This is a genomic window from Phormidium pseudopriestleyi FRX01 (genome assembly GCF_017313335.1).
Classification (GTDB): domain Bacteria; phylum Cyanobacteriota; class Cyanobacteriia; order Cyanobacteriales; family Laspinemataceae; genus Laspinema; species Laspinema pseudopriestleyi.
On the sequence record NZ_JAFLQW010000471.1, the window covers coordinates 1 to 12123 of the forward strand.

Annotated in this window: 9 protein-coding genes; 3 read left to right on the plus strand and 6 right to left on the minus strand. The window is 44.3% G+C overall.

Annotated elements, in window-relative coordinates:
* A partial coding sequence (locus J0895_RS17885) for a helix-hairpin-helix domain-containing protein (protein ID WP_242541391.1) occupies positions 1-435 on the plus strand: 435 nt, incomplete at its 5' end.
* On the plus strand, positions 432-1145 hold the full coding sequence (locus tag J0895_RS17890; protein ID WP_207089368.1) for a hypothetical protein: 714 nt from the start codon (positions 432-434) through the stop codon (positions 1143-1145). The genes J0895_RS17885 and J0895_RS17890, both read left to right, overlap by 4 nt.
* A 72-nt stretch (positions 1146-1217) precedes the next feature.
* On the opposite strand, the gene J0895_RS17895 is transcribed toward J0895_RS17890, so the two are convergent.
* From J0895_RS17895 to J0895_RS17910, 4 genes are all read right to left on the minus strand, one after another.
* Positions 1218-1775 carry a Uma2 family endonuclease gene (locus J0895_RS17895; protein ID WP_207089369.1) on the minus strand — a complete coding sequence of 186 codons (558 nt, stop codon included), beginning with the start codon at positions 1773-1775 and terminating at the stop codon, positions 1218-1220.
* A 230-nt stretch (positions 1776-2005) separates the two neighbouring features.
* Entirely contained in the window at positions 2006-5731 is a 3726-nt protein-coding gene (locus J0895_RS17900; protein WP_207089370.1) for a helicase-related protein, read from the minus strand.
* A gap of 54 nt (positions 5732-5785) precedes the next feature.
* Complete coding sequence (locus tag J0895_RS17905; RefSeq protein ID WP_207089371.1) at positions 5786-6103, minus strand: hypothetical protein; 318 nt, start codon at positions 6101-6103, stop codon at positions 5786-5788.
* Between the two features lie 528 nt (positions 6104-6631).
* Positions 6632-9649 (minus strand): hypothetical protein, encoded by a 3018-nt coding sequence (locus J0895_RS17910; RefSeq protein ID WP_207089372.1) that lies wholly within the window; start codon positions 9647-9649, stop codon positions 6632-6634.
* Between the two features lie 742 nt (positions 9650-10391).
* On the opposite strand from J0895_RS17910, the gene J0895_RS17915 reads away from it, so the two are divergent.
* Positions 10392-11006: a chorismate lyase gene (locus J0895_RS17915; RefSeq protein WP_207089373.1), complete on the plus strand. Its 615-nt coding sequence runs from the start codon at positions 10392-10394 to the stop codon at positions 11004-11006.
* 175 nt (positions 11007-11181) lie between these two features.
* Here J0895_RS17915 and J0895_RS17920 read toward each other — a convergent pair whose 3' ends face one another.
* Together J0895_RS17920 and J0895_RS17925 are read right to left on the minus strand one after the other, a co-directional pair.
* The gene (locus J0895_RS17920) at positions 11182-11667 is read right to left on the minus strand and encodes a PIN domain-containing protein (protein ID WP_207089374.1); all 486 of its coding nucleotides are present in this window, start codon (positions 11665-11667) and stop codon (positions 11182-11184) included.
* Positions 11664-11909 carry a UPF0175 family protein gene (locus tag J0895_RS17925; RefSeq protein ID WP_207089375.1) on the minus strand — a complete coding sequence of 82 codons (246 nt, stop codon included), beginning with the start codon at positions 11907-11909 and terminating at the stop codon, positions 11664-11666. The genes J0895_RS17920 and J0895_RS17925 overlap by 4 nt, the downstream gene beginning before the upstream one ends.
* Between the last annotated feature and the right edge of the window lie 214 nt (positions 11910-12123).

Genomic DNA, 12123 nt, shown 5'->3' on the forward strand with positions numbered 1-12123 from the left:
GATTGGCCAGACTTAGTTATGATTGATGGCGGTAAAGGTCAATTGTCGGCAGTGGTGGAAGTGTTGCGGGAGATGGATTTATTAGAAGATGTGCGGGTAGTGAGTTTGGCGAAACAGCGTGAGGAAATCTTCCAACCAGGAGAGTCTTTCCCAGTGCGATCGGACTCGGAACAACCGGGGGTACAATTGTTACGGCGGTTGCGAGATGAAGCACATCGCTTTGCGGTAACCTTTCACCGCCAACAACGCACGGAACGAATGAGGCGATCGCGCTTAGATGAAATTTCCGGGTTGGGATTTGAACGGCAAAAACAACTGTTAGCACATTTCCATTCGATTGATTATATCAGTATCGCCACTCCGGAACAATTGGCCGAAGTCGCGGGTATTGGTCCAAGGTTGGCACAGCAAATTTATGAGTATTTTCATCCATGACCCTAAACCCAAAATTGCTTAACCGTGCCATCCCTTATTGGATTGGGGGATTAATTTGCTTTGAAGTGGCGATCGTCATCATTTACCTTGGCGGCGTCTTCATCCATCGAAAAGTTTATCACCCTTTTGATATGGATGGATTCATGACGATTCCCAGTCTATTACAAGCATCGATTCTCTTCCAAATTTCCTTAGTTTATTTGGGGATGTTTTTCTTGTCCCGAAAGTCCTCGGAACGTCCTTCTCCCGCATTTTGGTTCGTTCAATCGGTGTTATTATTCTATGTTACTTTAGATGAACTGGTCAAACTCCATCTAGGAGGGGGAGTATCCAGTTGGATGCCGATTTCTGGAACTAAATATTGGATTGGAATTTATAGCTTTTTAATCGTGGCGATCGCTGTCTTCTTTTTCCGAGATTTTAAAGCACTTTGGTATGGTTATCGAAACCTAGTCATTCTAGGCATCTCGGGATTAGTGCTGGCAATTGTTGGTGCATTTGGTGCGGAGATTTTTAAACATATTATTTTGAATCCTCTCCTGGCCAAATTTTTTCCAGAACGGGAAGTATTAACCTGGGTCATTGAACAAGTCAGAGTCGCCTTTGAGGAATTTTTGGAAATGTTGGGAGAAACGTTAATTTTATATGCTGTCTTGCTATTTGTGGCGAAGAAAATCGAGCAGAACTATCAGGATTTTCTGGGAAAATGAGGAAATTTTCAGCTTATTTTACCATAAACTTTTGCTTTAGGCATCAAAAACTTTATCGAAAAGGAGAAGAATCTACGGATCGAGGCCGAGATACAGTTCACCCATTGCAAACTCAAGCTCAAGACTCTTGAGAATAATGCGATCGCCTTCCCCATAAACTTGAGTTTCCCAGGTATCTGTACCCGTAAGGCGATGGCATTCTACCCGCTGGGTTTCTTGGGAAATTAGAATGTATTCTTCTAAAGTGTCAATCTTTTGATAATCGGTGAATTTTCCCCCTAAATCGAAGGTTTGGGTGCTGGGGGACAGGACTTCGGCGATGAGTTTAGGATAGCGTTTGACATAGCGATCGCTGCGATCGCGCGAGTCACAAGTTACAAAGGCATCAGGATAGTAATAAAATTCATCTTGATAATTGACCTTAACATTCCCAGAATAAAACCGACAGTCGGAGGAGTCCCGCAAATGCAAGTTAATCAGGTACAAAAGATTCTGAGCAATGCGATCATGATTATCGGTGCCGCCTGCGATCGCATAGACTAAACCGCGCCGATATTCATGACGAATTGGGGTTTGACGTTCGATGTCGAGATATTCTTCAGGACTGATGTAATTGGGGACAGCAATCATCAGTTTTACCTCCAAAAGGTGATTGATTTTAATTCAATTCTAGCACTTTGCTGAACGGGAGTTACCCATTTTAATAGGGATAGGGTGCGACTTATACCCTTTTAAAAAAACTGAAATGAATATAGCAGTTTCCGAACTTATGAGGCAGTCTCTAAAGCCCCTCTCCCTTCTTGGGAGAGGGGTTTGGGGTGAGGTTTTTACCATACAGACATGAAAAACGCTATATGAAATTATTCCTCCTCTCGTGATAAAATCAAATTTAGCACATTTAATTCATGAGAATTCAACAAATACTTATCGGAAAACATTTTAGTTCGCATTTGCTCTAAACTGTAACTTCTGAATAGTAAAAAGGGAAATTCTCGGTATTTACGACCGATGGGTAAGGTGTTGTAGGCGGGATAGAGAGAATGGAGATAGCGGGATAGTAACGTTCTAAATTCTCGGTCTTCTCCTTCCTCGGGTTCTTGTTTGAAATACTCGGCGATCGCCTCACCGGCAATGAAGTTAAACAATGGCATCAAATAATATTGGTCAGTATTATTGCTATATTGTTCAAACCATTGAGTGCGAGTTGCTTCCTTGCGGAGTAATTCCACTAACTCGAAGGCACCCCCGCGTATGGCCGATCGCAGGTTTTCGGGATATTCCAGACTCTTACTAACGGCAAACATCTTTTTAATTAACTCATCGGTGGCATAGCGGCGAATCTGCTGTTGCAAGCGAATTTCATAACTTTCTTCTAACCGTTGGTGAATCGGAACGATGAGTAAACTTCCCACCAGATGACCCGGTTCAATATTGCCAAGGTCTAAAAGTTGGTCGAGGCGGTTACAGTATTGGGTAAATTGAGTATTGAATTCTTCCCGTAAGGAAAGATAGGATTTCTGCATGGTTTCTTCAGTCCCGGTTTCATCCATTAAGATAAATTCGGCATGACTGAGAAGACCTCCCAAACTGGTAAAAATATCTTGCAAGATGCGATGACTTGGTTTCTGTCGATATTCATTTTTGAGTTCTCGAATCAGGTGGGTAATTTGACCACTCAATGTCATTCCGGCAGTGGAAACAGATTTACCACCAATGGGAATAATCAGACAATCTTTTCTCCCCAAGGGTCCGGACCCTAAAATCCGCGTCATCATGGAAACTTTCAGAATCAGCAATATATTTAAGAGATTTAAGATGCTTTCTTGAATCGACAGTTGCCGTTCGGTTTCATCATCAGGGGTAGGGAATCGGGGGTCAGTGGAGGGATAGTAAATGGCGCGATCGCCTAAGTAAAAAATCAGGGATTTCTCTTCCGTATCCAGAGTCTGCCAGACTCCATTTTCCTCATACTCTCCCCTGGCGCGATAAATCACCTGAATCACTTCCATGAGATTTTTCTCAATCTGAAACCGGGGAATCTCGACTAAAATATGTTTTGCTTTGGGAAAGGATAATCCCCGACTGGCGGCGGAAGTCATAAACACGACTTTGACATCTTGTTTATAGGTCTGAATTCGCAGTTTCTCCGCCTCGCCGAGACTGGCATGAATTTCCAGGTAATCCCTGTAGGGTTCAAATTCACCTCGGCGACTGCGAAGGGTTTCTATGAGTTCCTGCAACCGTTTTTTATCCTGAATGTAAACCAGGATTTGACTGGCATCTGGTTGGGTTAATAACTGATAAATATCTTCCGCCAGTCGAGTTTGCATCTTCTCGACTAAGGTGCGTTTTTCTGATTGAAACAGATTGGAGGTGAATTTGACCGATTCGATAAAAATTTTATAAGTAACGTTTAATTCACTGGCCGGGTAGGAGTTGGTATTAATGGCACAAGCGCGTAACATCTGAAACTGAAAGGTCTCGATAGTGAGAGGGTTTGGGGACTGTTTGGCAAGGCGAAAATAGATTTTATCCGGTTCGGGAGAAGGTTGAGATAAGTGTTGGGTAATCACGTCTTTGTCTACAATTGACGCATCCGCTACAATCACCTTAGTATTAAATCCATGATCGGGGTTTGTGAGTTCATAGTCGTGCAAAAATTTACTGATGCCTTGCAAGAAGTGAACCCCGCTATCATCCCCGGTGATTTCATCAATCATAATAAACAGATGTTTGATGCGGTTGGAGATTTGACGCATTTTGGCCGGGATGACTTCCTTATCTCGTTGGTTGTAGGCACTTTTAAAGATGTGATTGAGATGTTTCAGGGTGGTGTTTCCGGGGGTGGTGACGCGCAAGGATTGGATTGAGACAGTGGCGAGGATTTGATTGGAGAGTTGATCTGCGATCGCCGTATGAATGCCAGCAGAAATACTGGAAAGCACTCCGGCAGTTTTTGTCCCGCGCTCGCGAATGTGATCGGTGGAGATGCGATCTAAACCGGAGGACCGACGCTGACCCCTTGGCGATCGCACTTCCTGATCGGCAGGAATAAAATCTACCGCTTTGGCAGTAAATATATCTCGCCGGGAGTTGGTGTGATATCGAATCGTGGGAAATCCGCCGTTTTCCTGGATCATGACGGAGTTACTGGTGAGACACCAGAGGCGATCGTCGCAAAGGTTGCCGGTGGATGCCGATTTAAACTTATCGATAATATCTAAATTGACTTGTTTGCGAGGACTGACATAGAGGAATAAGAACCCCTCATCAAAGTGCGATCGCAGAAAATTGGCGATCGCTGTGGTTTTACCAATTCCCGGATTTCCAGTTAAAAACAGATAAATCTCCTCCGAAGTCAGCGCCTGTTTAATCAGTTCCGCGTGTCCATTTCGCAGGGTCAATCCCTCCGGTAAACCCAAGGGAGTTGCCAACTCCTGGGGAAGAATTCCCGCAGAGTTAAAAAATCCTTGAATCCGTTCGTGATGAATCACTTCGGTAATACCCGGTCCAGTTAGGTTTGGATTAGACAATTTGTCCACCAATTGTTGACCCTCGATAAAACTTTTTGCAGCACTTCGTTGAATTTGCTTGAGCACATTTTTTCTCGCTGTTTTAATCTCTTGCTGTTTCGGTTCTTTCTTATAAATTTCAGCACAAGTTGCCAACAACTGGAGATTATCGGGACGAAGAGAGATGGTTCCAATGTGGCGATCGCTATATCCCACCACATTCAAAACCAGGGAAGCGGATTCTGGCAATAAGTGATATTCCTGCAAAAACCCATAGAAACTATGCGCGTAGGAACCGGCCTGAATTAACTTGGTACTTTCTTTATCCCGCCGTTTAAATGCCGTTAAATATTGCCGTAAATCTTTCGAAAATTCCAAGTCAAACCCCGGACTGCTGCCGGTATCCATACGCAACTTAGAAAAAACACTTTTCGACCGCAAGTACCCCATTTCCCCCATCAGCATTTGCCGCAAGACTTCCACATCATCCAGGGGAACAATATCCTCAGCAGATTGCACCGAAAACACGGATAAATCTACACATAAAATCCGGAATTCCTGACCCAAGCGCAAGAAAATTAAGGTATCAGACTGCAAAAACTCTCCCGCTTTCCCTTGTCCAGAATATTGATGAATAATCCGCTGAATTTGCCGGGAATCTAGGGTCTCAAACTGGGATAACACCTGGGTGAAATGTTCTGTAGAATCTTTGGGGGAAGTGCCAATGCTGTTGTCCCCGGAAAAACTGCATTGATAGTAGAGAATTTCTGGGGGACGTTTGAGGCGATCGCTTCCTTCCTGGGAACTCAGATACTCCCGAAAGAAATTCAACCCCGAGAGAAACCCTTTCTGGATAAAAAAGCGACTCCATTTTTCCAATATCTCGCGGTTCTGTGGTGCGATCGCCTCATGTTTTTCCGCCATCCGCTTGACCATTTTCGGTAATTTGAGTCCCTGCAAATCCTGGCGATACAAATCTCCAAAATTGTGCTTAATCTGATGGCGTTGCAAATATGCCAAAATGCCAATATTAAACCCGACTTCAAACAACCGACCTAATTCTTCTGCTATCATCTGCTTAATATTACTCCTGATAGTAATTTTTATAGAAAGACCGCCAACTCATCCTCAATATCCCACTTCCACTGTTTTGACCCCAGCGTGTAACTTGCTGTACTCTAACCCGGTTAACACCCGCTGTTTATCTTTTGGGTCAATTTCCAGCGCAAAAAATCGACTGTTAATTTCCCAATCGACCCAAGCGACTGGATCCTGATACATTCCTTCAATGAAAAACTCGTTCAGGGGTTCATCGCCGGAAACCCTATCCTTAATTGAAAACTCGTTCAGGGGTTTATCGACAGAAAATACATTTTCAATTTTCTCCTGATATGGACCCGGGACAAACTGCTTAGAACCCGGTGGGTATTCACAGTATCTATTCATCTGGAGTATCGAGGTTTTGACTTCTTTAAAAATGCAAGTACATCTTTTAGGCCAAAAAATAATACTGGATTCATGACTGGGGGGATTAAGGGGATGATCTTGAAGAATCCCTAAATTTTTAACGTGGACCAATAGGTTTGAAACTTCATGATAAGAAACAGACTGAGAATCAAACCGGGGTTTTATTTTCAGTTCCCATTTAAAACTAAGGATATCGCATTCAGTAAAATACAGATAATCAAAGTAATTATTGATTTTAGTCATTACACTTTCTCCAAAATTGTTGTTTTTAATAGACTTCTTGCACCCGGGTCAACAACCGCTGAGGGTTAAAACGTTGGCGGCCTGTAGCGGCGCTTCGAGAAGCGCCACTACGTCGGTTAAAAACCAACTAAAAACATCACGGGATAAGACTTATAGTCAGTTTTACTAGACTTCTTGCAAAATAACGGATTGATCCCCTCAACCCCCCTTAAAAACGCCAATCAGATTTTTAGAATTTTGCAAGAAGTCTAATCTAATAGAGAATCACCCTCCTTTCCGTAAATCTAACACTTTCTTAACCTGGGTCAAAAATGCTAACGCATTAAACTCAACCCTTGGGGTCATCTGTTCAAAGATGGATAAAGCACCAATGGACTGTTCTCCAATGATATTCTCGTAAGGGTCTAACTTCAACGTTTGCTCGGTTTTGCGATCAAAGCGGGAAAAGTGAAAGAGGGTTAAGTATTGCAAAATATCCCGTTTCAGGGGAGTGTCATAGATTAAATCTTGGCGAATGGATTGGTCATCCATGACTTGGGGATAAAAGTCTCCTAATAAGGTGGAATAGGAAATCACACCATTATAAAACCGTTCCTCCGGTCGGCCAACACTAATACCATTAAATAGGTTGAGAAAGACCACCGCTTGCTGTCGGGGGTCTTGCGCTAAACTGGTTAATTGTTGAGTGTCTTGGACCACAAATGCGCTCACTTTAGGACCGCCTAATTTGCAGACGTAATATTTATCGAAAAAGATGGGATAAATTTTTAGATCTGGATGGTTTTGCATTAAGGCGGTGATCAGGGGAGGAGACATAAAATACAGGTCTTCATCGCGATCGCCACGGGTGATATGCAGAGTGCTAGTATAGGGTGCTTGTGCGACATAGAGGATATGCTGATATCCTTCTTGATACAGTTGGTTGACGGTATCGATTAAAATAGGCGGTTCCCGATAGAGGCGACGCAAGGAGTAGTTATCGGAAAAGGTGTGGAGTCGTTCTATCTGGATGGTATCTTCTGCCGATCGCTGGATGCCGATGATTTCTCCGGTGACATTGGCAATCCGATTTCTCCGGTATTCAGGTTTCGTTGCGGCATCACTCTCTCGACTTGATACAATGGCGATCGCCAGTTTATCTAACTGCAACGGTGAAGTGCTTTCCATCACCCGAAAGGTTTTCGGTAACATGGAGTAGAGAGACCTCAACCCATTTTCTAACCGATGTCGATTGAAGTTTTTCAACCGAATTCCTTGGGAATTAGAACGATATTCACAACAGAGCAAATGGGACAATCCCTTACAGAGATTTGCTAAAAATTTCTCTGTTGGCAAGGGTCGTTCATGGGTTCCCTCATGGAGGCGCAGGAACGGAATAAACAAGTTTTTCGGTGCTTTTTCTAGGAGTAAATCGAAGCAAATATAAGAAAGAACCGTCCAAGTGAACCGATAAATAAAGGTTTGACTCGGATTAAATCCTCCGGGATTCAGGCGTGTATTATCATAACCCAATAGAATTAATTGCTGATTGCGGAATGTTTCTCGATACTGTTCCCAACAAATCCCCTGATTCGGAGTACAAACCACCGCCAGCATCCGAATTCCAGCAATCTGATAATTCCAGGTGAATCTTTCTTGTTCAGTTTCCGGGAAATACCGGACATCTTCAATTTTAATACTTGCTTGGAGACGAGAGAGTGCTTTGGTTTCCAATCCCGGTTCCCCAATGGTCACATATTTTAACTGTGCTTTGGGATTTCTTTCTATCTCTGGGTCTAAAAAATACCCCAGTAGTGCACTATTCACATCTTTCTGTAAAATCCCTTTTCTGAGGTTAATTTGTCGCGAATAAGTCCGGGTGGGTAAAATTCTTTGTCGCTTGATAACATTTTGCAGCATAGTCCGCAGGTGTTCAATTTTAACCCGGACATTACGTTGGTTCATCCCTCGGACGAACCCCGCGAAAATCCGCTGTTTTGCTCCTTCCTCCGAACCGGATAAAATTGACATCACCCGTTCATCAAACAGTCGCCAAGGGTAAAAGTTGCCTTCCTGATCCGGGTTATAATCGGGTTTTCCTGGATCGCAATCCGAGGCGAACACGAAATAATAAACAAACAGTCGAACTAACACTTTTCTGGCAAAAGATTCTCGTCGAGTTTCATCTGCGATCGCCTCTTTATGTTCCGGACTCTCCGGGTTCAGCAGCATCAGGTTATAATCCAATACTTCTTGTCCGGCATGAGTTTGAACCGGACCACCAAATTTAAGTTTCAGTCCCAAAATAAACTGCCGTTCCCCCCCTTCTCCGTCCGTATGTTCTCCTAAATTGCCATCAATTATAGGAATAATTGGCAGACAATCGAATACTTCCGCTCGGGATAACGCATCTCTATAATTAACCGTCATTCCCCCATAGTTGACCTCGAAATCTCCATCTGCTTTTTCCGGGTCATTGATGTAAGCTTCGATTAATCGTAAGCGGCGAATTAAATCGTTTAGATAAATCATCCCGACAGTATCGCTGGTTTCGATATGCTCGGCCAGATGCTCTAAATAGATAATTTTTGCTTCTTTTTTGAGCTTTCCGAGACTTTCTGTATCTACCAATTGCTGCAAATCATTAAAGTAGGAGATTTCATCCTGGACTAACCCATCGAGAACTCCTAACAGTTCTTGCTGAATCTCTTCGTCATTGGGAGCAAGTTTAGTGGTAATATAATTCGCCATTCCCTGGCGCAGGTCCGAGGAAAATCGGTTTACATTTTGCACTGAAAGGGTAATTTTATGAAATTTCAGTCGAGATTCACCGCCAGGACGGTTGGTTTCTAGTCTGAGTTTTTCTTTTTGAAGAATTGGAGAAGTTTGATTAAAGTTGAAGGTAAATCCGAGTTGTCCGGTTGTGCCTTGAACCTGGGTTAACTCCGGACTCATCTGGTCAACCGTCTGCGCGATCGCCTCTGGAGACCCCATAGTTTCCTGGAGATGGCGTCGTAACTGGTCTTGAATTTCCTGAATTTGACTGCTAAATTGCTCCTGAATCCTGGGGGTAAATTTCACCGAGGCCGATCGCACCCCATTGGCCGAAGTTATGGGATTCTGAAGACCCGGAGTCCTGGCAACTGCCGCTGCGATATCATCGATATCCATTCGTAATCGATTCCTATCCCCAGACAGTTTAAATAGATTCTGACCCTGGATTTCTCGTGAAATCTGCTGCAAAAGGTAACTGTAGTCCACAGGTTGCAACCCATCATTACCCCCTGAAAGTTGGTTAACCACTATGCTCACTCCTCCCTGATTGTGCGGCTTTTTAGTAGTCTATCATGACCCGGTAACAAACAGCTTATCCTATCGAAAAAAACTGCACATCCCTTTCAATCTTTCGGCGTTTATACCGTAAATTGCCAAGTTTCCAAAGTAATCCCCACGGTTTATTCTAACCGAGTCAAGGCATTAAGATAGGCAATTTGTGCCCTTAATTCACTATAGCAATCCTAAATAATTTATGACATCTTCATCTCCCCTCTCCCCCTTTGGGCCGCCGACGAGAAAGGGGTGAGGGCATTCCACAACTGATTTAGGACTGCTATATTATTGGCGCTAATGACTCAACTGTTGTTGAATTTCCCTTAATTTTTGTTGTGCTTCCCCCAATTTTTGGTGATGAGTTTCCAGATTTAGTAATTGTTCTCGCCGGGTTAATTCTTGGGTCGCCAGTTGACTTTTTCGGGAAATATTCTCATGAAAAAGTCTCTAAAGTTCGATTTGAGCAATAGTTAGATCATCCTGTGCCTCCAAAACTTTTCCTTCACCGCGCTTGCTGATGGATTCAGGACCCGACTGTAAAAAAACATCACCGCTGACTCCTTTAGGGGTGAAACCCTTTCGTAGTCACCCCTTCTCCGGGTGAACCATTAGATCGGTTTAGGTGAATCAATCCACAGCCATTTTCCACCCATTCTGCAAGACTAGGGACAAGGAACGCTATGATTGAGAGTGACGTTAAGTTCTGTTAAGCGCATTGACTGCTACTTCCAGACCCACCAACAGCGTGACCCCGCCAACCACCTGGCACTGCCTCGACCCCTTATGGGAAGGGGGAGAAGAGTGGGTACAACAGGGGTTACCCCACCACCAACTCGCACCAGCATGGCAAATTTTGCTCCTCGGAGACGGTTCGCCGACGCGCCACCTGAAACTACTCACCAGGGAACCCACGGAAGTAGACGTGATTGATATGTCGGCGATCGCAATGGAACCCGACGGTGCACCCAGTCTAATCCAATCGGTCCCTGGACCCCGACTGCGGCGACAAGTGTGGCTACGCACCGCCTCGGGTCAGCGCCTAGCTTATGCCGCCTCCTGGTGGGAAGCGAGTCACGTCGATGAATATTTGCAAAACCGCTCAATCCCTATCTGGGAGAGCCTCTCGCGCCTGCATACGGAACTTTATCGCGATGTCCAAGGCATCCACTATGGACATTCCCCCGCCTTAGAAACTGCTTTCGGACAAACAGGGCCCTTTTGGGGAAGACATTATCTATTTTGGCATCATAAAAAACCTTTAACCTTAATTTATGAGGTTTTTTCTCCCTATTTAACCCAATATTTAGGACCGACAAAACTGGAAGACTAACGCGGATAAAACCCCTGCATCAAGAAACCGGGTTTCTCACCGTTGTTACATCGATATGGACTAGCGATTCGCGAATCGCCAGTCCATATACAATGGATGGTTGAAATCGGGGTAATTCCTGTTAAAATAACTCCCTAAATATCAGCATCATTTCGACTAACGTGAGCAGGGTGTGTTACTCACTGGCAGCTTGCAAAATATCTCCATAAAGCCGATCGCTAATCCGAAAAGAGGCGATCGCAATCAAATCGTCCATCACAGGTTTAACCGATGGAATCAGTCCCATCCCTTTAGCAACCAACAGAACTCCCAACACCCCGGTAATTTTCAGTCCCAATCGAGTTGCTACCATTCTACCGCGATAATCATCAAGGAGAAGTCGGTTCGCTTGTAACTCGATCGCCAAAACAATTGCCTCCGCCTCCCCCAGGTGAATTTCTGATATCAGTTCCGTGACGCGACTGGGGTTAGAAACGGGTTGAACCTGAATCCAAGATAAAGTTTGGACTTCCAGATTACCCGGCACAGTATCATCCCCCCGAGTCATTTCATGATAAACAGCTTGGGGAATGATAATAGTGCCGTAGAGTTGCCGTAACAAATCAATCTGTCCAACTGCCGCTAGGTTCGTAATGGGAGAAGTATTGCTGACAACGGTCATAGTTCACCCAGTTCTTGCAAGGTTTTTAGATCTTGCTGAAAATCTTCTACATCATAATTGACGCAAATTCCCCGCTTCGATAGTTCTCGTTGAAAGTCCAGGATATTCAGTCCAGCTAGGTGTCGCGCTTTTCCGCCGCTGATTCTCTTTTGCTGGTAAAGGGCGATCGCAATTTCCAGTTTGAGTTCAGCTTCTGACATCTTAGCCGCCGTCAGGATATCATCGGGAATAATCACGCTCATTCATGTATCCTCCTTGAGTTTTAGTTGAATTGTAGCACGGTGGGACTGGGGTGGGTTGAGGAGACATCGCGACCAAAACCCCTCACCCGTCCATTTTATCACTTATCACAACTCGTCAGTTTTTCTCGCACATCCGGATGGCTCACTAAGTAATCTTGTAACCAGTCATACCCTCTGTCCAACAGTTCATCTAACCCCTCCACCGGCCACAGAC

Coding starts and splice junctions, on each gene's coding strand:
- J0895_RS17905 (WP_207089371.1), bottom strand. CDS start 6,103: ATGAATAGATACTGTGAATACCCACCGGGTTCTAAGCAGTTTGTCCCG.
- J0895_RS17900 (WP_207089370.1), bottom strand. CDS start 5,731: ATGATAGCAGAAGAATTAGGTCGGTTGTTTGAAGTCGGGTTTAATATT.
- J0895_RS17895 (WP_207089369.1), bottom strand. CDS start 1,775: ATGATTGCTGTCCCCAATTACATCAGTCCTGAAGAATATCTCGACATC.
- J0895_RS17890 (WP_207089368.1), top strand. CDS start 432: ATGACCCTAAACCCAAAATTGCTTAACCGTGCCATCCCTTATTGGATT.
- J0895_RS17920 (WP_207089374.1), bottom strand. CDS start 11,667: ATGACCGTTGTCAGCAATACTTCTCCCATTACGAACCTAGCGGCAGTT.
- J0895_RS17925 (WP_207089375.1), bottom strand. CDS start 11,909: ATGAGCGTGATTATTCCCGATGATATCCTGACGGCGGCTAAGATGTCA.